Source organism: Leifsonia sp. 466MF, from assembly GCF_900100265.1.
Lineage (GTDB): Bacteria > Actinomycetota > Actinomycetes > Actinomycetales > Microbacteriaceae > Leifsonia.
This window is the reverse complement of record NZ_LT629696.1, coordinates 1,136,067-1,156,770: the sequence shown is the minus strand read 5'-3', so window position 1 is coordinate 1,156,770 and position 20,704 is coordinate 1,136,067. Positions and strand designations below refer to the sequence as shown.

The window sequence follows — 20,704 nt, the reverse complement described above, 5'->3', positions numbered from 1 at the left end:
GCCCGCCGCCGGACGCTGCAAGTGTATCGACCGCCCCCTGCCGCGTCAGGGGGTCCGCACGGATGTGCACCCGCGCGGAGCCCGGGCGTCCGCGAGACGCGCCCCGGGCGCACCGGGGCGCCTCGGTATGATGAGGGCGTTCGACACCCCGATCCTCAAGGAGCCGCAATGCCCATCGCCACGCCGGACCAGTACGCAGAGATGCTCGACAAAGCGAAGGCCGGCGGCTTCGCCTACCCGGCGTTCAACGTGTCGTCGTCGCAGACGATCAACGCCGTGCTGCAGGGTCTCACCGAGGCGGGGAGCGACGGGATCATCCAGGTCACCACCGGCGGTGCCGACTACTTCGCCGGCCAGACCGTCAAGGCCCGCGCGACCGGCGCGCTCGCGTTCGCCCGCTTCGCCACCGAGGTCGCCAAGAACTACCCCATCACGGTAGCGCTGCACACCGACCACTGCCCGAAGAACGCCCTCGACGACTTCGTGCTGCCCCTCATCGCCGCCTCCGAGGAGGAGGTGAAGGCGGGCCGCAACCCGATCTTCCAGTCGCACATGTGGGACGGCTCGGCGGTCCCGCTCGACGAGAACCTCGAGATCGCGCAGGAGATGCTCAAGCGCACCAAGGCCATCAACGCCATCCTCGAGGTCGAGATCGGCGTGGTCGGCGGCGAAGAGGACGGCGTCCGTCACGAAGGGTCCAACGAGGCCCTCTACACGACCCTCGCGGACGCGGAGAAGGCGGTCGACGCGCTCGGTCTCGGCGAGAACGGCCGCTACATGGCCGCACTAACGTTCGGCAACGTCCACGGCGTCTACAAGCCCGGCAACGTCAAGCTGCGCCCGGAGCTGCTCAAGGAGATCCAGGACGGCCTGGCCGCCAAGTACGGCCACGGCCCGAAGCCGCTCGACCTCGTCTTCCACGGCGGATCGGGCTCGACCGACGAGGAGATCGCCGAGGCGGTCCGCAACGGCGTCGTCAAGATGAACATCGACACCGACACGCAGTACGCGTTCACGCGCTCGATCGCCGGCTACATGTTCGAGAACTACGACGGCGTGCTCAAGATCGACGGCGAGGTCGGCAACAAGAAGGCGTACGACCCGCGCGCCTGGGGCAAGGTCGCCGAGACCGGGATGGCCGCGCGCGTCGTCGAGGCGACGCAGCAGCTCGGCTCGGCCGGTCACTCCGGCAAGTAGCACTCACGGGCGGCGGACGCAGCACGCTCCGCCGCCCGCACCACGCGAGCCACGGGCTCCAGCAAGGGAGGCGGCCACGATGGCCGAGCAGGAACCGCAGCCGGACGACCGGCCGCGCCCGCAGTACGGGGAGCTCGCGCCTCCCGGTTGGGTGTGGCGTCCGCCCGCGGATGCCGACCGTCTCGACACCTCGCGCCCGCTGGAGCGGGAGGACGACGTTCCGCCCGTGCCGGCGACCCCGGTCCTCGGGCCGCGTCCACCGGCCCCCGGTGCTCCGCCGGCGAACGTGGACGGCCGGCCGGCGCCCACCTGGAACCTCACGCTGACGGTCCTGCTCGGCGTATTCGGCTTCTTCGGGATGACGTACTCGATCGCGACGCTGCAGGCGATCCCCGCATCCATGCAACTGCTGCACAGCACGAACGGGCTCGGCGAGTACGTGCCCGTGCCGCTGGTCGGGACGCTCGTGCTCATCGGCTCGATCGTGATCGCGGTCATCTGGGTGGTGTCGGCCGGCTTCGCCGCGTGGCTGCTGGTGAAGCGCCGCCTGGCGTTCTGGGTGCCGCTCGTCGCGGGGATCGTCGCCATGCTCGCGCTGATCATCTTCGCGGGGGCCATCCTCGCGACGGACCCGGTGCTGCTCGGGTTCTACGGGGGCGTCACGCCGCCGTCGACTCCGGTGCAGACGCCGTAGCGCGCCGGCTCAGCGCCCGCGACCGCTCAGCGCCCGCGACCACTCAGCGCCCGCGACCACCAAGCGCTCGCGCATCCTGCTTGCCCGTGATGTCCTTGCGGAGCTCCTTCGGCAGCGAGAACATCAGGTCCTCCTCGGCCGTCTTGACCTCCTGCACGTCGCGGTAGCCCGCACCGGCGAGGTCGTCGAGCACCTCCTGCACCAGGACCTCGGGCACGGATGCGCCGCTCGTCACGCCGACGGACGAGACGCCGTCCAGCCACTCCTGCTTGATCTCGCTGGCGTAGTCGACGCGGTAGGCGGCCTTCGCGCCGTACTCCAGAGCGACCTCCACCAGGCGAACCGAGTTGGACGAGTTGGCGGAGCCGACGACGATGACGAGCTCGGCCTGCTCGGCGACCTTCTTGATGGCGACCTGCCGGTTCTGGGTCGCGTAGCAGATGTCGTCGCTCGGCGGGTCCTGCAGGTTCGGGAAGCGCTCGCGGAGGCGGCGGACCGTCTCCATCGTCTCGTCTACCGAGAGCGTGGTCTGCGACAGCCAGACGACCTTGTCCGGGTCCTTCACGACGATCGAGTCGACGTCGTCCGGCCCGTTGACCAGGGTCACGTGGTCCGGAGCCTCGCCCGCGGTGCCCTCGACCTCCTCGTGACCGGCGTGGCCGATCAGCAGGATCTGGAAGTCGTCGCGCGAGAAGCGCACGGCCTCGCGGTGCACCTTGGTCACGAGCGGGCAGGTCGCGTCGATGGCCCGGAGCCCGCGCTCGGCGGCGGCGTTCACGACGGCCGGGGACACCCCGTGCGCCGAGAACACGACGTGCGCGCCCGACGGCACCTCGTCGACCTCGTCCACGAAGATGGCGCCCTGCTGCTCAAGCTCGGACACGACGTGCACGTTGTGGACGATCTGTTTACGCACGTAGACGGGGGCACCGTACAGGTCGAGCGCCTTCTCGACGGCGACCACGGCGCGGTCGACACCGGCGCAGTAGCCGCGGGGCGCGGCCAGCAGCACCCGCTTATGTCCGACGACCGGGTTATCCTGAAGCCGTCGCCTGGCGCCGGGAATGCGCGGCATCGGGAGGCTGATGGTTGCGTCGCTCACCCCTCGATCCTACGTGAGCGCGCTGAGCACGGAATGGGAGACGGCGGTGAGCCAGACGACCACGGTCGCAATGCAGGCGGCGCCGCCGACCGTCGACGCGCCGTGGCCGGTCGCGCTGCTCAACAGCAAGATCAAGGGATGGATCGACCGGCTCGGCACCGCCTGGGTCGAGGGCGAGATCACCCAGTGGGGCATCTCGGGCGGAAACGTCTACGGAAAGCTCAAGGACCTCAACGAGGACGCCACGATCAGCTTCACGATCTGGTCGTCGGTGAAGGCGCGCATCCCGGCCGACCTCAAGCAGGGTGACCGCGTCGTGGCCGCCATCAAGCCCAACTTCTGGGTCAAGGGCGGCACGCTCACCATGCAGGTCTACGACATGAAGCACGTCGGCCTCGGCGACCTGCTCGAGCGGCTGGAGCGGCTGCGTCAGCAGCTCGCCGCCGAGGGCCTGTTCGCGGTCGAGCGCAAGAAGCGCCTGCCGTTCCTCCCCCACACCATTGGTCTGGTGACCGGCAAAGACTCCGACGCCGAGAAGGATGTGCTCCGCAACGCGCAGCTGCGCTGGCCGCAGGTGCGCTTCCGGGTCGTGCACGCGTCCGTCCAGGGCGAGCGCACCGTGACGGAGGTCGTCTCGGCCATCCGCACATTGGATGCCGACCCCGAGGTCGAGGTCATCATCGTTGCGCGCGGCGGCGGCGACTTCCAGAATCTCCTCGGCTTCAGCGACGAGCGGCTGGTGCGGGCGGCCGCAGCCGCGCTCACGCCGATCGTCAGCGCCATCGGGCACGAGGCCGACCGGCCGCTGCTCGACGAGGTCGCCGATCTGCGCGCCTCCACCCCGACGGATGCCGCGAAGCGCGTGGTGCCGGACGTCGCGGAGGAGCTCGCACGCGTCCAGCAGGCGCGCGCCCGGATGGGTGTGCGCGTCACGCAGCGGATCGCGCACGAGATCGACCGGATCGGACACCTGCGCACGCGACCCGTGCTCGCCTCCCCCTCGTGGATCGTCGACGCGCGGGCCGAAGAGCTCACCCGCTACGTCGCCCGCGGCACCGAGCTCGTCGGCCGCTGCGTCGAACGCGAGACCACGCGTGTCGCCGAGCTGCGCGGCCAGCTCCGTGCGCTGTCCCCGCAGGGGACGCTCGACCGCGGCTACGCGATCGTGCAGACCTCCGCCGGTCACGTCGTCACCGAACCGGCCGAGGCAGGGGTCGGCACCGAACTGCGGGTCACCGTGTCGGGCGGTTCCTTTGCCGCCACGGCCGGCGACGAGCTCCCGTCGCCCGCGGGTCACGGCACGTCGGCCGGAGCCGATGGATCGTCGGCTCCAGCGGACCCTCAGCGGGACAAATAGAATGGACGTCATGCCCAGTTCCGAGACCGCCCCCGCGGGCGACCCGCTCAGCGCGCTCAGCTACGAAGAGGCGCGCGACGAGCTGATCCGCGTGGTCGGAGAGCTCGAGCAGGGGTCGGCGACGCTCGAAGAGTCGATCGCCCTGTGGGAGCGCGGCGAGGCTCTTGCCCGTCACTGCGAGGAGTGGCTGATCGGCGCGAAGGCGCGACTCGATGCGGCGCGCTCGGGCGCAGGAGCCGCTTCGCAGTCGTCAGAAGCCCCACAGTCCTCAGAAGTCATGGGCGGATGAGCCCCCGCACCAGCAAGCCGCCCGCGGTCGTCGCCGAACTCGGCCGTCCGGAGACGCCGGAGGAGACGGCCGCCCGCAAGGCGCAGAACTCGGCGAACCACCGCAACCGCCAGACGATCAACAACCTGATCTACTCGTTGATCGCGACGCTGGCGCTGGTCGCCGTGATCGTGCTCGTCGTGCCGCGCGGCAACCCGACAGCGACGAAGCCGCCGGTCGACTACGCGTCCGTCGCGCAGGAGGCGCAGGGCAGCGAGCCGGACCGCCTGCTCGTGCCCAAGCTCCCCTCGACCTGGAAGTCGAACAACGCCGAGCTGCGCACCAAGACCGCCGATGGCGTCGACTCCTGGTACATCGGGCTGATCACGCCCAAGGAGCAGTTCATCGGCGTCACGCAGGGATTCGGCGCGAACGACAGCTGGGTGTCCGATCAGGTCGCCAAGTCTCGGATCGCGGGCACCCGCGAGATCGACGGCGTGACCTGGGACGTCTACGACAATCGTGCGCCGGGTTCGGGCAACGGGAACGTCGAGTACGCCCTGGTGACCCACGCCGGGGACAGCTCCATCATCGTGTTCGGCACCGCGATCGACGCCGAGTTCCGCACGGTGGCGTCGTCGCTGGCCGATCAGATCCACTCACTCGGAGGAGAACGATAACCGTGCCCACCACGCGCCCCGGAAAGATCTGGAACGCCATGCTCGAGGGCAACGCCCGCTTCGTCGCGGGCGAGCCGCAGCATCCCCATCAGGATGTGACCCGCCGCGAGGTCGTCGCCGGCGGCCAGGAGCCGGTGGCCGCCATCTTCGGGTGCGCCGACTCCCGTCTCGCTGCCGAGATCATCTTCGACCTCGGGCTGGGCGACGCCTTCGTGGTGCGCAATGCCGGGCAGGTCGTCTCCGACTCGGTCGTCGGGTCGCTGGAGTACGCGGTGGCGGTGCTCAACGTCCCGCTCATCCTGGTGCTCGGCCACGACAGCTGCGGCGCGGTGGCGTCGGCCATCGCCTCCCAGGCCGCGGACGCGGATCCGCTCCCGCCGCACATCGCCGACCTGATCGCGCCGATCGTCCCGGCCGTGCACCGCGTCGCCGGCCCGGGTGCGGTCGAGCCGTCCGCGGTCGACGCCTCGGCCGTGGGCCGCGAGCACCTGCGCGACACCGTCTCCGAGCTGCTCGCGCAGTCGGAGATCATCTCTTCCGCGGTCGCCGAGAACACCCTCGCGATCGTGGGCGCCAACTACCGGCTCGCGGAGGGCCGGGTCGTCCCCGACGTCGTCGTCGGCATGCGCGACTGACACCAGCTCCCGCCAACAGAAAGGAAATACACACCGTGGTGGACACCCAGGCGGACGCCGAGTACCGCATCGAACACGACACGATGGGCGAGGTGCGCGTCCCGAAGGACGCCCTGTACAGCGCGCAGACGCAGCGCGCGGTCGAGAACTTCCCCATCTCGGGCGACGTGCTCGAGCCGGCCCAGATCGCCGCACTGGCACGCATCAAGAAGTCGGCCGCCCTCGCGAACGCCCGCCTCGGCGTGCTCGACCAGGAGATCGCCGACGCGATCGCCGCGGCCGCAGACGAGGTGGCCTCCGGCGCGCACAACGCCGAGTTCCCGATCGACGTGTACCAGACGGGCTCCGGCACGTCCTCGAACATGAACATGAACGAGGTGCTGGCGACCCTCGCGTCGCGTCGCCTCGGCCGTCCGGTGCACCCGAACGACCACGTGAACGCCTCCCAGTCGTCGAACGACGTCTTCCCGACCTCGGTGCACATCGCCGTGACCGGCGCGCTCATCGACGAGCTCATCCCGGCCCTCGATCACCTCGCGGTCTCGCTGGAGGCCAAGGCGGAGCTGTGGGCGGAGGCCGTGAAGAGCGGCCGCACGCACCTCATGGATGCGACCCCGGTCACCCTGGGCCAGGAGTTCGGCGGCTACGCCGCGCAGATCCGCTACGGCATCGAGCGCATCCGCGCCGCCCTCCCCCGCGTCGCCGAGGTCCCGCTCGGCGGCACCGCGGTCGGAACCGGCATCAACACGCCGCTCGGCTTCCCGCAGCTCGTCATCGAGCTGCTGACGGACGAGACCGAGCTGCCGATCACGGAGGCGCGCAACCACTTCGAGGCGCAGGCCAACCGCGACGCGCTCGTGGAGGCGTCCGGCGCCCTCCGCACGATCGCCGTCTCTCTGACCAAGATCGCGAACGACCTCCGCTGGATGGGCTCCGGCCCGAACACCGGCCTCGGCGAGCTCCACATCCCGGACCTCCAGCCCGGATCCTCGATCATGCCCGGCAAGGTCAACCCGGTCATCCCGGAGGCCGTGCTCATGGTGGCGTCGCGGGTCGTCGGCAACGACGCGACCATCGCCTGGAGCGGGGCGTCGGGCCTGTTCGAGCTGAACGTCGCCATCCCGGTCATGGGGACCGCGCTGCTGGAGTCCATCCGGCTGCTCACGCAGGCCAGCCGCGTGCTCGCCGACAAGACGATCGACGGCCTCGAGGCCAACCTCGACCGTGCCCGCGCCTTCGCCGAGTCGAGCCCCTCGATCGTGACCCCGCTCAACCGGGTGATCGGCTACGAGGCCGCCGCGAAGGTCGCCAAGCACGCCGTCGCCAAGGGCATCACCGTGCGCGAGGCCGTCATCGACCTCGGCTTCGTCGAGCGCGGCGAGGTCACCCTCGACCAGCTGGACGCGGCCCTCGACGTCCTCTCCATGACCCACCCCGGCTGAGGTCTCCCACCCCCGTCGACTACGCAAAAACTGCACGCAGAATCCCCATTCTGCGTGCAGTTTTTGCGTACTCGACGGGGGGCGGAACTAGGGTCGAGGGGTGTTGTCGTACGGGGATGCGCTGCCGGGGAGGCCGCGGAGGGTGGTGGTTGCGGGGGTGTCGGGCAGCGGTAAGACGACGCTCGCCGGGCGCATCGCGCAGCTGACCGGCGGACCGCACACCGAGATCGACGGACTCCGACACGGGCCAGGATGGGAGCCGCGGCCGGAGTTCGTGGATGACGTAGATGCCTTCACCGCGGCCGAGGCCTGGACGACCGAGTGGCAGTACTCCGCGGTCCGCGACCTGCTGGCCGAACGCGCCGACCTCCTCGTCTGGCTCGACCTGCCGTTTGCCCGGGTGACGCTGCCGCGGGTCGTCCGCCGGACGCTGCACCGCCGCATCCACCGCACGGAGCTCTGGAACGGCAACCACGAGCCGCGGCTCCGCACGATCTTCCGCGACCCGGAGCACATCATCCGCTGGTCCATCTCGTCCCGCAACACGTACGCGGAGCGCGTCCCAGTCGCCGAGCGCGCGCACCCGCACCTCGTCGTCGTGCGCCTCCGTTCGACGCGCGAGGTCGAACACTGGCTCGCTGGCCCGCTTCAAGCCGCCACCGCAACCAACAGCTCCTGAGTTTTTCGCGCGACACGCCGCCTTTCGCGCGAAAAACTCAGGAGCGGATTGCGTGGGTCGGCAGCAGTCATGCGCCCTCCCCCGTCACCATGGAGACGAGGGAGGGCGGCGATGTATGACGCGCGATGGGCTACGCGAGCTCGTTGGCCTCCAGCATCTCGGTGACGAGGGCCGCGATCGCGGAGCGCTCCGAGCGGCTCAGCGTGACGTGCGCGAACAGCGGGTGGCCCTTGAGGGTCTCGATCACGCTGGCGACGCCGTCGTGCCGGCCGACGCGGAGGTTATCGCGCTGCGCGACGTCGTGGGTCAGGACGACGCGCGAGTTCTGGCCGATCCGGCTGAGCACCGTGAGGAGCACGTTGCGCTCCAGCGACTGCGCCTCGTCGACGATCACGAACGCGTCGTGCAGCGACCGGCCGCGGATGTGCGTGAGCGGCAGGACCTCGAGGATGCCGCGGTCGAGCACCTCGTCCAGCACGTTCTGCGAGACCAGCGCGCCGAGCGTGTCGAAGACCGCCTGACCCCACGGGTTCATCTTCTCGCCCGCGTCGCCGGGCAGGTAGCCGAGCTCCTGGCCACCGACCGCGTACAGCGGGCGGAACACCATGATCTTCTTGTGCTGGCGCCGCTCCAGCACGGCTTCGAGGCCGGCGCAGAGCGCGAGCGCCGACTTGCCGGTGCCCGCGCGGCCGCCGAGCGAGAGGATGCCGATCTCCGGGTCGAGCAGCAGGTCGATCGCGAGCCGCTGCTCCGCCGAGCGCCCGTGCAGCCCGAAGACGTCGCGGTCGCCGCGCACCAGCTTCACCTCGCCCTCGGCGACGACGCGGCCCAGGGCCGAGCCGCGGTCCGAGTGGATGACGAGGCCGGTGTTGACGGGGAAGTCAGCGGCCAGCTCGGTGCGCATCCACTCGTCTTCGTACAGCGCGGCCATCTGGTCGCTGCCGAGCGAGATGTCGGCGAGCCCGGTCCAGCCGGAGTCGACGACCTGCTCGTGCCGGTACTCCTCCGCGGCGAGGCCGATGGAGGCGGCCTTCACCCGCAGCGGCAGGTCTTTCGAGACGACGGTGACATCGAGCCCGTCGTTGGACAGGTTGAGGGCGACCGCGAGGATGCGCGAGTCATTGTCGCCGAGCTGCATGCCGCTCGGCAGGACGGACATGTTCGAGTGATTGAGCTCCACCCGCAGCGAGCCGCCATCACCGACGGGGATCGGGAAGTCGAGCCGTTCGTGCTCGACCCGGAGGTCGTCGAGGTTGCGCAGCGCCTGCCGCGCGAAGTACCCCAGCTCGGGGTCGTTGCGCTTGCCCTCGAGCTCGCTGACGACGACGACGGGGATGACGACAGCATGTTCCGCGAAACGGAAGATGGCCTTCGGATCGGAGAGGAGGACGGACGTGTCGAGCACATACGTGCGCTCTTTCGTCTTCGCCGCTCCCGCTGCCTCGCCGTTCGACCGGGTTGCTGCCTGTCGGGTTGCTGATTCCGCCACGACCACTCCCACCCCGCCGCTCCCTCGGGAGCCGGCGGATCTCACTGACGAGACGGCCGCTTGGTTTCGAGACGAACTTTTGTGGCCGTCTCGATCGGGCGCGGTGCCCGATGGGTTGAACCTACGCCCGGGCACCGACATCGGTTCGACCGCGCCGCCGCGTGTCGTGTTACGACGACGTGAACAATCGCCCCCACTTCGGGGAGGGCGCCGACGCGGGTCAGGCGACCGGATGAGGGGATGCCCGGGAACCGCGATCAGGCCGCCGACGCGTACGACGTGAAGGCCGCCCGCAGCATGTCGAGCGTCTCCTCCGTCGTCCCCGCGTGCACGCTGATCCGCGCGTTCGTCGCACGCACCGAGGCCGTGACGCCGTGGTTGTGGAGGGACGCGCCGAGCACGGTCAGCTGCTCGGGTAGCGGCTCCAGCACGATCATCCCGGCGCGCTCGGCGGGGCTCCGCGAGGAGCTGACCGGCACGGCGAACTCGTCGGCGAGCTGCAGCACGCGCTCGACGTTGTCGGAGATGGCCGCGGAGATCGCGCTCACGCCGACCGCGTCGACCTCTTCGAGCGCCGCCGCGAAGCGCGCCTCCGCGACGAGGTCCGGGTTGGAGATCGAGAAGGCGCCGGCGCCGCGCACCGGCTCGAGCACCTCGTCCCACGGCTGCTGCGGCCCGGAGCCGGTCCAGCCGCTGAAGACGGGCGTCAGGTGGTCGATCGCGCGCTCGCTGAGCGCGAGGAATCCCGTGCCCCAGCCCGCGCGCATCCACTTCTGACCGCCCGACACGACGACATCGGCGACCTCCCACGGGGCGTCGACGACACCGAAGCCCTGGATGGCGTCCACGATGAGCAGGCGGTCGCCGATCACCTGACGGATGCCGTCGATGTCGGCGAGGTAGCCGGTGCGCGAGTCGACGAGGCTCACCATGACGGCCGAGGTGCTGTCGGTCAGTTGCTCGCGGATGCGCGACGGCGTCACACGGCCGCCGTCGGTCTCCAGCCAGGTCGGCGTGATGACGCGCAGGGCCCGGGCCGCGCGCTCGGCGGCGTAGGTGAGGGACGGGAACTCGGACAGCGACAGCAGCACGTCGCCGCCGGTCAGCCCGAAGGCGGCGTGCAGCAGGCCGCTCGACGCGTTCGGCTGGAAGCTGACCTGGTCGGCCGGGAACCCGGTGAGGGCGCTGACCCCCTCGCGCACGCGCTCGTCCTCCGTGCGCATCCGCTCGATGGTGCCGTAGCGCGCCTTGGAGAGGATCTCGTACTGCCCGATCGCCTCCGCGCGTACGGTCGCGGACAGCGGTCCGACCCGTCCGTAGTCCAGATATCCGGGCTCTTCGCCGAACCCGCGGGCGTACTCCTCGACCGTCGTCACCCTCCGATTCTGGCCGAACCCGACCGGCCTCCGGAAATCGGCGACGAAACGAACGCGCCCGCTCAGCCTCCGAAACGGCGGTGCCGGCGCGAGTAGTCGCGGACGGCGCGCAGGAAATCGACCTCGCGCAGGTCCGGCCCCAGCGCCTCCACGAAGTAGAACTCGCTGTGGGCACTCTGCCAGAGCATGAAGTCGCTGAGGCGCTGCTCCCCCGATGTGCGGATGACGAGGTCGGGATCGGGCTGGCCGCCGGTGTAGAGGTGCTCGCCGATGAGGTCGGGTGTCAGGAGGTCCGCGAGGGTCTCCAGGCTGCCGCCCTCGGCGTGGTGCGCGGCCACGATGCTGCGCATGGCGTCGGTGATCTCCTTGCGGCCGCCGTAGCCGACCGCGAGGTTGATGTGCATCCCGGTGTTGGCGGCGGTGCGCTTCTCCGCATCCGCCAGCGCCTCCAGCAGGCGGGGCGGGAGGCCCGTCGCCGACCCCACGTGCTTGACCCGCCAGTCGCGGTAGTGGGAGAGGTCGTCGGCCAGCTGGGCGATGATGTCGATCAGGTCGCCGAGCTCGCCGCTCTCGCGGTTGGTGAGATTGTCGGACGACAGCAGATACAGCGTGACGACCTGGATGCCGAGCTCGTCGCACCACTCCAGGAACTCGCGCATCTTCGCCGCACCGGCCCGGTGGCCGTGCGCGACGGTGGTCAGCCCGGCCTGCCGGGCCCACCGCCGGTTGCCATCGATGATCATGGCGACGTGCTTCGGCATCGACTCGCGATTGAGGTCGCGGCGGAGACGCTTCTGGTAGAGCCCGTACAGCAGCCCGCTACCCTCCCGCCGGCCCATCCCCGGCGTTCCGCGTCTGCTCACGCTGCTACGTTAGCGCGGCCGACGGCGCCCGGCTCACAGCATCCGGCCACCCGTCCTCCCCTACTCTTGGTCTATGTCGCCCCGAGAGAGTCAGAACCCCGGTACGACCGACGACCGCGAAGCCGATGAAGACGTCGCCGAGCTCCTCGCGGAGCCGACGGCCGACCTGAGCACCTCGGATGCGGCCGTTCAGGCGGACGAGCGCGAGGCGCGCGACGGCGGCCCGGAGCTGCCGAACATCCCGCTGCTGGACGCCTCCCCTGCCTTCCCCGGCGAGGTCAAGCCGACGTGGCGTGGCTGGATCCACGCCGCGACATTCCCGGTCACCATCGTGGCGGGCATCGTGCTGATCTCCCTGGCCCACGGCGCTCCGGCCAAGTGGGCGTCGGCGGTGTTCATGCTCACCTCGATGCTGCTGTTCGGGAACTCCGCCCTGTACCACCGCTTCAACTGGCGGCCGCGCGCCAAGATCATCCTGAAGCGCATCGACCACGCGAACATCTTCCTGCTGATCGCGGGCACGTACACCCCGCTCGCCGTGCTGGCGCTGCCGCCGGAGAAGGGCATCCTGCTGCTCACCCTGGTGTGGGCCGGCGCCCTCATCGGCATCGGCTTCCGCGTCTTCTGGATCAGCGCCCCGCGCTGGCTGTACGTGCCGATCTACGTCGCGCTCGGCTGGGCCGCGATGATGTACATCGTCGACCTCGTCGATGCCAACGTCGCGATGATGGTGCTCGTGCTCGTCGGCGGACTGATGTACACGGTGGGCGCGGTCATCTACGGCATGAAGCGCCCGAACCCGTTCCCCGGGCGCTTCGGCTTCCACGAGATCTTCCACACGCTGACGGTGCTGGCGTTCCTCTGCCACTGGACGGCGACGCTCCTGATCGCACTGCATCCCGCCTACAACGCCGGCTGAGACCTGCGGAACCAGGCGACCGGGATCAGGTGGCGCGGGATCAGGTGGGCAGCGCCCGCCGCCCGGTCACCTGCTTCATGACCAGGGTCGAGGACAGCTTGCGGACGCCCGGAAGCGCTCCGAGCGGCCCGTCGAACAGCTCCTGGTACCCGGTGAGGTCGGCGGTCAGCACCCGCAGCATGTAGTCCGGGTCGCCGAACAGGCGCTCGGCCTGCACGATGTTCGGGATGGCGAGCACGCCCTCCTCGAAGGCCCCGACGGTCTCCGGGTCGGTCCGGTCGATGGTGACGAACACGATCGCCTCGAAGTCGAGCCCGACCGCCGCGGGAGAGACGACCGCGCGATACTGCTCGATCACGCCGGCGCGCTCCAGTTCGCGCACCCGGCGGTGGCACGGCGACAGTGTCAGGCCGACGCGTGCGGCCAGGTCGGTGAGGCTGAGCCGGCCGTCCTCCTGCAGCGCAGCGAGGATCTCCCGATCGATGGCGTCCATGCAGCAGATTCTTCCACGAATGGATGCAGAAGGCACGAAAGTCGCAAGCACTTTCGGTCGCTCACGCCATAGCTTTCCGGTAGACCGCAGAGCGCGGGCGGAGGGAGGACGGCGATGGATCCGGCACTGGTCTTCGGCTTCTGGGGAGTGGCCGCCCTCCTCGTCTGCACGCCCGGTGCCGACTGGGCGTACGCGGTGACGGCCGGGCTCGGCGGCCGGACCCTCCTGCCCTCGATCGGCGGCATCCTCTTCGGGTACCTCGTGGTCGTCATCGCGGTCGCGGTCGGGCTGGGAGCGCTCGTCGCCGCCAACCCGGTGCTGCTCGACGTGCTCACGGTGGGTGGCGCGCTGTACCTGCTCTGGCTCGGGATCAGCGGGCTGGCACGGTCGGCGACGCCGATCGCCGCGCAGACCGGCACGGCGACGGGCGGTTCGTCGTCGGTCGCGTCCTTCCTGCGGGGAGCCGGCGTCAGCGGCTTCAACCCCAAGGGCCTGCTGGTGCTGGTCGCGCTCGTGCCGCAGTTCACCAACGCGCACGGCGGGTGGGCACCGGCGGCTCAGATGCTGATGCTCGGCGGGCTGTTCGTGGCGACGTGCGCGGTCGTCTACCTGACCGTCGCCGTGCTCGCCCGGCGCCTGCTGGCGGCGCGCCCGCGCGGAACCGTCGTCATGGCGCGCGTGTCGGCGATCGCCATGACGCTGATCGGCGTCGCGCTGCTCGCCGAGCGGGTGGCGCAGGCGTTCTGACGAGCGTTACGGCCGGCCGGAACCGTCGGAGCCGTCGGAGCCGTCGCCGCGGCGCTCCGCTTCTTCCGCATCCAGCTTCTCCGCGATCTCGGCGCGGTACCGCACGCGACGGATCCGGCGCACCATGTCGAGCACCAGCAGGACGACGACCACGGCCAGCAGGAACGTGACGACGAACCCGAGCACGCCCGGGGTGACCGAGTCGTCGTCGGGCGTGCCGGAGGGCGTGGGGGTCGGGGTGGCGGCCAGCCAGACGGAGGCGCGCAGCAGGGCGTCGGCGATCACGCACGCACCCCCGCGAAGAGGTCGGTCTCGGGCATCTCGGTCTCCACTTTCGAGTCGATGAGCTGGAACTCCTCCGTCGGCCAGGCGGCGCGCAGGATGTCGTTGGGCCAGAAGAAGAAGGCGCTGTCGGGCGCGACCTGGCTGGCATGGGAGCGCAGGGCGGCATCCCGCGTCTCCAGCACGTCGCCGACGGGGACGCGCGTCGTCGCGAGCGGCGGCTGGTCGTCCATCCAGGAGCGCATCTGCCGGAGCTGGTCGAGGAGCGGCGACGACGGGTCCGCCGCGAGCAGGGCGTCGTGCACCGCGCGGATGCGTTCTCCGTTGAAGATGCGGTCGTAGTAGAGCTTCGACACCTGCCACGGCTTCCCGAGCTCCGGGAACCGGTCGGGGTCGGCGGCCGCGCGGTACGCCTCGACGCCGACGACGTGCGCACGGATGTGGTCGGGATGCGGGTATCCGCCGTTCTCGTCGTACGTGACGAGCACGTGCGGGCGGAACGAGCGGATCAGCTTCACCAGCGGCGCGACGGAGGTCTCGAGCGGGATGGACGCGAACGAGTTGAGGGGGAGGGAGCCGTCCTCACGCGCCATGCCGGAGTCGACGTAGCCGAGCCACCGGTGCTGGATGCCCAGCACGGCCTGAGCCGCCGCCATCTCCTTCCGGCGGAGTCCGGGCAGATCGCGGGCCGCCATCGCGAGAGCGTCGGCGGGGAGCCGCTCGTTGAGCACGTCGCCGCGCTCCCCTCCGGTGCAGCTGACGACCATGACCTCGTCGCCGCGGCGGACATACGACGCGTACGTCCCCGCACCCTTGCTGGACTCGTCGTCCGGGTGGGCGTGCACGGCCATCAGCCTGCGGGCGGCAGCATTCACAGCTTTCTCTCCTAGTCTGGTCTCAGCCTACCGTCGCCCGACGGGGGGCTCCTGAGCGGAAGGCGGGGCTGGACGGCATGGCGGTGCACGCATGACGACGACCCACCGCGTCCCCACCCTCGACACCCGCTACGGCCGGACGCCTCAGCGCAAGCGGCGCGACCGGTGGCTGCTCATCTTCGGAGGGATCGCCGCGGTCGCCATCGCCACGGTCTGGGCGTTCTGGGCCGGCTGGGACAACGACCAGGCGAACCTCGAGACCACCGACACCGCCTACACGATCCCCGACGACAGCCATGTCGACATCTCGTTCTCGATCAACGCGCCCGTCGGGACCCCGGTGACGTGCGCCCTCCAGGCCCTCAACGAGGACTTCGCCATCGTCGGCTGGCGCATCGTCGAATACCCCGGTTCCGCGAGCCGGTTGACCGCCCACACCGAGTCGATCCGCACGATCATGAAGCCCAACACGGGTTTGATCAACACCTGCTGGCTGTCCTAGTATTGTGCGGATACGCCCCGGCCGTGGCCGGGGCGTCGACTTTAGCACCGGTACCGAACCGGACCATCAGCCGAGGCGGCGTCCAGCCGCAGGCGCGAAGGAGTTCATCATGTCTCAGGAGTCTCAGGTCACGTTTCTGACCCAGGACGCGTACGACCGTCTCTCGGCCGAACTCGAGGAGCTCAGCGTCAACGGCCGTAACGAGATCGCGAAGCGCATCGAGGCGGCCCGCGAGGAGGGCGACCTCAAGGAGAACGGCGGCTACCACGCGGCCAAGGACGAGCAGGGCAAGATCGAGGCCCGCATCGTCCAGCTGACCAACCTGCTGCGGAGCGCCACCGTCGGCGCGGCGCCGGAGAGCCACGGCGTCGTCGAGCCGGGCACCGTCATCACCGCGACCATCGCGGGCGACGAGAGCGTGTTCCTCATCGGCAACCGCGAGATCGCGGCCGGCACCGACCTCCCCGTCTACAGCGAGCAGAGCCCGCTCGGCGCGGCCATCCTCGGCCTGAAGGTCGGCGACAAGACGGAGTACACGGCTCCGAACGGCCGTCAGATCGCCGTCGAGGTCACCAAGGTCGAGACCTACACCGGCCAGTAAGCCGCTCCCGCGCATCCACGCCGACAGCTCCTGAGTTTTTCCGCCGTTTCCTCGCGAAACGGGCGAAAAACTCAGGAGCTGTTCGCGTTTATTCGTCGTCGACGACGACCGGATCGTAGCCGGCGGCGCGGAGGGCGTCGATGACGTGCCGGCGGTGGTCGGTGCCGCGCGTCTCGACGCTGACGTTCAGCTCGACCTGGGTGATCTGCATCCCGCGCCCGTGCCGGGTGTGCAGCACCTCGACCACGTTCGCGTTGACGCCCGCGAGGATCTCGGCGATGCGCGCCAGCTGGCCGGGGCGGTCCGGGAGCATGATCGTCAGCTTGAGGTAGCGGTCGGAGGCGGCCAGACCCTGGCTGATCACGCGCTGCATGAGCAGGGGGTCGATGTTGCCGCCGGAGAGGATGGCGACGGTCGTGCCGTCGGCGGTGACGGATCCGGCGAGGATGGCGGCGACGCCGGCCGCGCCCGCGGGCTCGACCACGAGCTTGGCGCGCTCCAGGAGCACGACCATGGCGCGGGCGATGTCGTCCTCCGACACGGTGACGATCTCGTCCACCGCCTCGCGGATGATCTCGAAGTTGAGGGCGCCCGGCCGCCGCACGGCGATGCCGTCGGCGATCGTGCCGGTGAGGGAGATATCGGTCGGCTCCCCCGCGGCGAGCGACGGCGGGTACGCGGCGGCGTTGGCCGCCTGCACGCCGACGATGCGGACCGTGCGTCCCGTGATCGCCGCGCGCTGCTTGATCGCGCTGGCGACGCCGGAGATGAGGCCGCCTCCGCCGATCGGCACGACGACGGTCGAGACGTCGGGGACGGCGTCGAGGATCTCGAGGCCGAGCGTCCCCTGGCCGGCGACCACGTCCGGGTGGTCGAACGGCGGGATGAGCACGGCGCCGGTCTCGGCGGCGAAGTCGGCGGCCGCCTGCAGCGTCTCGTCGACGATGCTGCCGCTGAGCACCACATCCGCCCCGTAGGCGCGTGTGGCCTGGAACTTCGGGATGGCGACGCCGACCGGCATGAAGATCGTCGCGTGGATGCCGAGCTCGCGCGCGGCGAAGGCGACGCCCTGCGCGTGGTTGCCCGCGGAGGCGGCGACGACGCCGCGTGCGCGCTCCTCGGCGCTCAGCTTCGACATCCGGTTGTAGGCGCCGCGGATCTTGTACGAGCCGGTGCGCTGCAGGTTCTCGCACTTGAGCAGCACCGGGGCGCCGAGGATCTCGGTCAGGAACCGCGAGCTCTCCATCGGCGTCGGCTGGGCGACGTGGGCGACGATGGCGCGCGCAGCCTCGAACTCGTCCAGGCTGGGGCCTGCGAACGGGGTGCGCGTGTGATCGGTCGCGGTTGCCACGCGCTCAGCCTAGCGGCGCTCGTATGCCGGCGACTGTATGCGTGCTCGTGCTACGACCTCGCGGGCGGGCGGCGCACCGGCCGCGGGACCGTCTCCCAGATCGCCCGCTCCGGCGGCGTGTAGTTCTCCGGCGGCACATTCCGCCAGACCCCGCTCGCGATGTAGTGCACCATCACGTTCAGAACGGCGACGAACGGCACCGCGAACAGCGCGCCGGGGATGCCTGCCAGCAGCGAACCGGCCGCGACGGCGAGCACCACGGCGAGCGGGTGCACCTTGACGGCGCTGCCCATGATGAGCGGCTGCAGGATGTGTCCCTCGATCTGCTGCACCAGCAGCACCACGCCGAGCATGATCAGCGCGAACACCCAGCCCTTGAAGACGAGCGCGATGAAGATCGCCAGCGCCCCGGTGACGACCGCTCCGACGACCGGGATGAACGAGCCGAGGAACACCAGCACCGAGATCGGGATGACGAGCGGCAGCCCGAGGAAGAACGCCCCGAGGCCGATGCCGAGCGCGTCGATCGAGGCGACCAGCACCTGCACCTTCGCGAAGTTCTTGAGCGTGACCCACCCGGCCTGTCCTGCTCCGTCGATCGCCGCGCGCGACCGCTTCGGGAAGACGCGGACGATCCATCCCCAGATGCTCTTGCCGTCGATGAGGATGAAGATGGTGCTGAACAGCACGAGCAGCGCGCCCGCGAAGACGTGGCCGAGGGTGGAGCCGACCGACAGCGCACCCGAGAGGAAGACCTGGCCGTCCTGCTGGATCGACTTCCCGATCGAGGCGAACGCGTTGCTGATCTGGTCGGGGCTGAGTCCGAGCGGTCCGCTCGTCAGCCAGGCCTGCAGGTCGTTGAAGGACGCGACCGACTGCTTCTGCAGCTCCCCGCTCTGCCGCGTCACCTGCCAGATCGCCAGGTACAGCAGCCCGCCGACGACGACCACCAGCGTGATCAGCACGACGACGATCGCCAGCCACTTCGGCCAGCGGTGCCGCACCAGGAAGTCCTTGAACGGAACCAGCAGGCCCGCCAGCAGCACCGCGATGAGCACGGGGATGACGATGAGCTTCAGCTGGATGATCAGGAAGATGACGACGGCGAGGACCGCACCGATCACCAGCAGGCGCCACGACCACGCGCCGGCGATGCGCATCCCGCGCGGGACCGTCTCGTCGGCGGACTCGATCGGCTCGCCGAGCTCTCGGCGGCGGCGCTGGAACCAGGCGCGGGCCGGTGCGCGGTTGGCCTCGGGGCCGGCTCCGGGCGCAGTCGTGGGCGACGGGACGGGGCGGTCGATGTCGGACATGACCGTCAGTGTAGGCCGCGGCTCCGCTCGTTCGCCGAAACGGGGCCGCGGCTCCCGGCCCCTTGACAGCCGGGCGGATCCGGGGCCGGCCAGGGCCCTGGATCGGTGCCTCGGCTCAGGGGCGCCGGCTCACAGCTGCAGGATCAGCGGCGGATACTCGATGGCCGTGCGGTACCACTGCCAGGTGGCTCCGCCGGTCTGCTGGATGGACGCGTACGTCACCTGCGTCGGCGGCACGTGTTTGAGCCCGACGACGATGGCGACGTTCCCGTTCACGATCCGCGGCCCGAGCCCGGTGGGCATCGTGCCGCCCGCGTAGCCGCCGACCGTGAGGTTCACGCTGCCGTTCGCCGCGATGACGAAGGTGACGACGTAGTCGCCGACCGCCGTCGCCCCATAGTCGCCCGGCGTGAAGTGCACCGAGACCCCCGGTCCGCCGGACGGTGTCGGGCGGTAGGTGAACGACGCGTACGGGGTGCCGGTCGTGTCCGTCTGCATGATGTCGGACGCGATGAGGGTCAGGTTGGTCCGCCCCTTCCCCACGGTGTGCGTGGGGCTGATGGTGTCGATGGGGCGGTACCAGGGAAAAGTGATGACATCGTGCACCGAGATGCGGTGCGCGATGTCCGTGAGGGACTGGGTCTTCTCGAACGTTGCGGGATCGATCTGCACAGCGACTTCTGCGTCCTCCCCCGCACGCCCACCCCGATTCGGAGTCTCGCTGGACATGCGCGGACTCTACTCCGCGGTCAGCGCGCCGGGACTGCCCCATTTCCGGCGTCCCGCGGCGCGACGGTGACCGGAGACCCGGTGAGCCCCACGGCGACCCGCTCGCCCGGCTCCGGCCGCTCGCGGGCGCCGTGCTGCAGCGACAGCTCGGTGCCGTCCTCCAGCCGGACGCGCGTGCGGCGCAGCGCGCCGAGGAAGCTCGTCGTGAGCACCACAGCCGGGATGCCGCCTCCGGCGAGCACGACGTCCTCCGGCCGCAGATACGCGGTCACGGGGCCGTCGACCGCATCGGAGGCGAGCGGCACCTCGTGTCCGAGCACGCTGAGCCGCCCGCCGGCGACCACGCCGTCCACCCGGTTCGTGAGGCCCACGAACTCGGCGACGAACGCGGTCGCGGGGCGGTGGTACAGCTCCTCCGGGCTGCCGATCTGCTCGATGCGCCCCGCGCGCATCACGGCGACCCGGTCGGCGACGGCGAGCGCCTCCTCCTGGTCGTGGGTGACGAAGAACGTGGTGATACCGAGCTCGGTCTGGATGCGGCGGATCTCATCCCGGAGCTGGACCCTGACCTTCGCGTCGAGCGCCGACAGCGGTTCGTCGAGCAGCAGGACGCGCGGCTCGGTGACGAGGGCGCGGGCGAGGGCGACGCGCTGCTGCTGGCCGCCGGACAACTGGTGCGCGTACCGGCCCGCGTGGTGGTCGAGGCCGACCAGCTCGAGGGCTTCCGCGGCGCGGCGACGGCGGTCCGCCGGGGCGACCTTGCGCATCCGCAGTCCGAACTCGACGTTCTGGCCCGCGGTGAGGTGCGGGAACAGCGAGTACGACTGGAACACCATCCCCAGGTCGCGGCGGCTGGTGGGCTCGTCGGTGACGTCGCGTCCGTCGATGAGGATGCTGCCGCTGTCCACCCGCTCGAGTCCGGCGAGCGAGCGGAGCGCAGTGGTCTTTCCGCACCCGCTGGGGCCGAGGAGGGCGATCAGCTCCCCCGGCGCGGCCTCGAGGTCGAAGCCCGACAGGCCGACGCCGCCGCCGAAGTCGCGGACGAGGTCGCGCAGCTCGACGGTGGATCCGGTGCGGGAGGAGAGGAGCGGGGTCTCGAGGGCGGTCATG

Annotated in this window: 23 protein-coding genes; 12 read left to right on the top strand and 11 right to left on the bottom strand. The window is 70.4% G+C overall.

Annotated features, from left to right (window positions below):
* Positions 1-168: 168 nt before the first annotated feature.
* Together fbaA and BLR91_RS05510 are read left to right on the top strand one after the other, a co-directional pair.
* A complete protein-coding gene (gene fbaA / locus BLR91_RS05515) occupies positions 169-1,197 on the top strand; it encodes a class II fructose-bisphosphate aldolase (protein WP_089876532.1) in 1,029 nt (342 codons plus the stop codon).
* Between the two features lie 79 nt (positions 1,198-1,276).
* A complete protein-coding gene (locus tag BLR91_RS05510) occupies positions 1,277-1,891 on the top strand; it encodes a DUF6264 family protein (RefSeq protein ID WP_089876534.1) in 615 nt (204 codons plus the stop codon).
* A 43-nt stretch (positions 1,892-1,934) separates the two neighbouring features.
* Here BLR91_RS05510 and BLR91_RS05505 read toward each other — a convergent pair whose 3' ends face one another.
* Positions 1,935-2,966 (bottom strand): 4-hydroxy-3-methylbut-2-enyl diphosphate reductase, encoded by a 1,032-nt coding sequence (locus BLR91_RS05505; protein WP_089881530.1) that lies wholly within the window; start codon positions 2,964-2,966, stop codon positions 1,935-1,937.
* A gap of 73 nt (positions 2,967-3,039) precedes the next feature.
* On the opposite strand from BLR91_RS05505, the gene xseA reads away from it, so the two are divergent.
* The 6 genes from xseA (at position 3,040) to BLR91_RS05475 (ending at position 8,054) form a co-directional block, all read left to right on the top strand.
* Positions 3,040-4,350, top strand: coding sequence for an exodeoxyribonuclease VII large subunit (gene xseA, locus BLR91_RS05500; RefSeq protein ID WP_029042995.1), 1,311 nt, complete (start codon positions 3,040-3,042; stop codon positions 4,348-4,350).
* A gap of 10 nt (positions 4,351-4,360) precedes the next feature.
* Positions 4,361-4,639, top strand: coding sequence for an exodeoxyribonuclease VII small subunit (locus BLR91_RS05495; protein WP_018191547.1), 279 nt, complete (start codon positions 4,361-4,363; stop codon positions 4,637-4,639).
* Positions 4,636-5,298: a DUF4245 domain-containing protein gene (locus BLR91_RS05490; protein WP_089876537.1), complete on the top strand. Its 663-nt coding sequence runs from the start codon at positions 4,636-4,638 to the stop codon at positions 5,296-5,298. Before BLR91_RS05495 ends, BLR91_RS05490 begins: the two co-directional genes overlap by 4 nt.
* Before the next feature lie 38 nt (positions 5,299-5,336).
* Positions 5,337-5,933 carry a carbonic anhydrase gene (locus BLR91_RS05485; RefSeq protein ID WP_172823249.1) on the top strand — a complete coding sequence of 199 codons (597 nt, stop codon included), beginning with the start codon at positions 5,337-5,339 and terminating at the stop codon, positions 5,931-5,933.
* 35 nt (positions 5,934-5,968) lie between these two features.
* The gene (locus BLR91_RS05480) at positions 5,969-7,375 is read left to right on the top strand and encodes a class II fumarate hydratase (protein WP_020077235.1); all 1,407 of its coding nucleotides are present in this window, start codon (positions 5,969-5,971) and stop codon (positions 7,373-7,375) included.
* A gap of 100 nt (positions 7,376-7,475) precedes the next feature.
* On the top strand, positions 7,476-8,054 hold the full coding sequence (locus tag BLR91_RS05475; protein WP_231918826.1) for an AAA family ATPase: 579 nt from the start codon (positions 7,476-7,478) through the stop codon (positions 8,052-8,054).
* Between the two features lie 130 nt (positions 8,055-8,184).
* On the opposite strand, the gene BLR91_RS05470 is transcribed toward BLR91_RS05475, so the two are convergent.
* From BLR91_RS05470 to BLR91_RS05460, 3 genes are all read right to left on the bottom strand, one after another.
* Positions 8,185-9,549, bottom strand: a complete 1,365-nt coding sequence (locus BLR91_RS05470) for a PhoH family protein (protein WP_442911231.1) — start codon at positions 9,547-9,549, stop codon at positions 8,185-8,187.
* Positions 9,550-9,800: 251 nt separating this feature from the next.
* On the bottom strand, positions 9,801-10,919 hold the full coding sequence (locus BLR91_RS05465) for an aminotransferase class V-fold PLP-dependent enzyme (protein WP_018191554.1): 1,119 nt from the start codon (positions 10,917-10,919) through the stop codon (positions 9,801-9,803).
* A gap of 62 nt (positions 10,920-10,981) precedes the next feature.
* Complete coding sequence (locus BLR91_RS05460) at positions 10,982-11,758, bottom strand: isoprenyl transferase (protein ID WP_018191555.1); 777 nt, start codon at positions 11,756-11,758, stop codon at positions 10,982-10,984.
* A gap of 97 nt (positions 11,759-11,855) precedes the next feature.
* Here BLR91_RS05460 and trhA point away from each other — a divergent pair, with 97 nt between their 5' ends.
* Complete coding sequence (gene trhA, locus BLR91_RS05455) at positions 11,856-12,701, top strand: PAQR family membrane homeostasis protein TrhA (protein WP_089876541.1); 846 nt, start codon at positions 11,856-11,858, stop codon at positions 12,699-12,701.
* A gap of 40 nt (positions 12,702-12,741) precedes the next feature.
* Here trhA and BLR91_RS05450 read toward each other — a convergent pair whose 3' ends face one another.
* The gene (locus BLR91_RS05450) at positions 12,742-13,194 is read right to left on the bottom strand and encodes an Lrp/AsnC family transcriptional regulator (protein ID WP_018191557.1); all 453 of its coding nucleotides are present in this window, start codon (positions 13,192-13,194) and stop codon (positions 12,742-12,744) included.
* A 114-nt stretch (positions 13,195-13,308) separates the two neighbouring features.
* Here BLR91_RS05450 and BLR91_RS05445 point away from each other — a divergent pair, with 114 nt between their 5' ends.
* Positions 13,309-13,941: a LysE family translocator gene (locus BLR91_RS05445; protein WP_089876542.1), complete on the top strand. Its 633-nt coding sequence runs from the start codon at positions 13,309-13,311 to the stop codon at positions 13,939-13,941.
* 6 nt (positions 13,942-13,947) lie between these two features.
* Here the strand turns inward: BLR91_RS05445 and BLR91_RS05440 are convergent, their stop codons facing one another.
* Both BLR91_RS05440 and mca read right to left on the bottom strand, forming a co-directional pair.
* Complete coding sequence (locus tag BLR91_RS05440) at positions 13,948-14,226, bottom strand: hypothetical protein (protein WP_089876544.1); 279 nt, start codon at positions 14,224-14,226, stop codon at positions 13,948-13,950.
* Entirely contained in the window at positions 14,223-15,074 is an 852-nt protein-coding gene (gene mca / locus BLR91_RS05435) for a mycothiol conjugate amidase Mca (protein WP_089876546.1), read from the bottom strand. The genes BLR91_RS05440 and mca overlap by 4 nt, the downstream gene beginning before the upstream one ends.
* A 115-nt stretch (positions 15,075-15,189) precedes the next feature.
* On the opposite strand from mca, the gene BLR91_RS05430 reads away from it, so the two are divergent.
* Both BLR91_RS05430 and greA read left to right on the top strand, forming a co-directional pair.
* Positions 15,190-15,600 (top strand): DUF4307 domain-containing protein, encoded by a 411-nt coding sequence (locus BLR91_RS05430; RefSeq protein WP_020077226.1) that lies wholly within the window; start codon positions 15,190-15,192, stop codon positions 15,598-15,600.
* A gap of 109 nt (positions 15,601-15,709) precedes the next feature.
* Positions 15,710-16,201 carry a transcription elongation factor GreA gene (gene greA / locus BLR91_RS05425; RefSeq protein WP_018191562.1) on the top strand — a complete coding sequence of 164 codons (492 nt, stop codon included), beginning with the start codon at positions 15,710-15,712 and terminating at the stop codon, positions 16,199-16,201.
* Between the two features lie 88 nt (positions 16,202-16,289).
* Here greA and ilvA read toward each other — a convergent pair whose 3' ends face one another.
* From ilvA to BLR91_RS05405, 4 genes are all read right to left on the bottom strand, one after another.
* Positions 16,290-17,552: a threonine ammonia-lyase gene (gene ilvA / locus BLR91_RS05420; protein ID WP_018191563.1), complete on the bottom strand. Its 1,263-nt coding sequence runs from the start codon at positions 17,550-17,552 to the stop codon at positions 16,290-16,292.
* Positions 17,553-17,602: 50 nt separating this feature from the next.
* Positions 17,603-18,865, bottom strand: coding sequence for an AI-2E family transporter (locus BLR91_RS05415; protein ID WP_089876547.1), 1,263 nt, complete (start codon positions 18,863-18,865; stop codon positions 17,603-17,605).
* 129 nt (positions 18,866-18,994) lie between these two features.
* A complete protein-coding gene (locus tag BLR91_RS05410; protein WP_231371268.1) occupies positions 18,995-19,594 on the bottom strand; it encodes a hypothetical protein in 600 nt (199 codons plus the stop codon).
* A gap of 20 nt (positions 19,595-19,614) precedes the next feature.
* Complete coding sequence (locus BLR91_RS05405; protein ID WP_089876549.1) at positions 19,615-20,703, bottom strand: ABC transporter ATP-binding protein; 1,089 nt, start codon at positions 20,701-20,703, stop codon at positions 19,615-19,617.
* Position 20,704: the final 1 nt, after the last annotated feature.

Excerpts from the sequence above, each read along its gene's own strand:
- BLR91_RS05495 (WP_018191547.1), top strand. The coding sequence starts at position 4,361 with ATGCCCAGTTCCGAGACCGCCCCCGCGGGCGACCCGCTCAGCGCGCTC.
- fbaA (WP_089876532.1), top strand. The coding sequence starts at position 169 with ATGCCCATCGCCACGCCGGACCAGTACGCAGAGATGCTCGACAAAGCG.
- BLR91_RS05430 (WP_020077226.1), top strand. The coding sequence starts at position 15,190 with ATGACGACGACCCACCGCGTCCCCACCCTCGACACCCGCTACGGCCGG.
- BLR91_RS05505 (WP_089881530.1), bottom strand. The coding sequence starts at position 2,966 with ATGCCGCGCATTCCCGGCGCCAGGCGACGGCTTCAGGATAACCCGGTC.
- mca (WP_089876546.1), bottom strand. The coding sequence starts at position 15,074 with ATGGCCGTGCACGCCCACCCGGACGACGAGTCCAGCAAGGGTGCGGGG.
- BLR91_RS05460 (WP_018191555.1), bottom strand. The coding sequence starts at position 11,758 with ATGGGCCGGCGGGAGGGTAGCGGGCTGCTGTACGGGCTCTACCAGAAG.
- BLR91_RS05490 (WP_089876537.1), top strand. The coding sequence starts at position 4,636 with ATGAGCCCCCGCACCAGCAAGCCGCCCGCGGTCGTCGCCGAACTCGGC.
- BLR91_RS05510 (WP_089876534.1), top strand. The coding sequence starts at position 1,277 with ATGGCCGAGCAGGAACCGCAGCCGGACGACCGGCCGCGCCCGCAGTAC.
- trhA (WP_089876541.1), top strand. The coding sequence starts at position 11,856 with ATGTCGCCCCGAGAGAGTCAGAACCCCGGTACGACCGACGACCGCGAA.
- BLR91_RS05405 (WP_089876549.1), bottom strand. The coding sequence starts at position 20,703 with ATGACCGCCCTCGAGACCCCGCTCCTCTCCTCCCGCACCGGATCCACC.
- BLR91_RS05485 (WP_172823249.1), top strand. The coding sequence starts at position 5,337 with ATGCTCGAGGGCAACGCCCGCTTCGTCGCGGGCGAGCCGCAGCATCCC.
- BLR91_RS05445 (WP_089876542.1), top strand. The coding sequence starts at position 13,309 with ATGGATCCGGCACTGGTCTTCGGCTTCTGGGGAGTGGCCGCCCTCCTC.
- BLR91_RS05410 (WP_231371268.1), bottom strand. The coding sequence starts at position 19,594 with ATGTCCAGCGAGACTCCGAATCGGGGTGGGCGTGCGGGGGAGGACGCA.
- greA (WP_018191562.1), top strand. The coding sequence starts at position 15,710 with ATGTCTCAGGAGTCTCAGGTCACGTTTCTGACCCAGGACGCGTACGAC.
- BLR91_RS05450 (WP_018191557.1), bottom strand. The coding sequence starts at position 13,194 with ATGGACGCCATCGATCGGGAGATCCTCGCTGCGCTGCAGGAGGACGGC.
- BLR91_RS05415 (WP_089876547.1), bottom strand. The coding sequence starts at position 18,865 with ATGTCCGACATCGACCGCCCCGTCCCGTCGCCCACGACTGCGCCCGGA.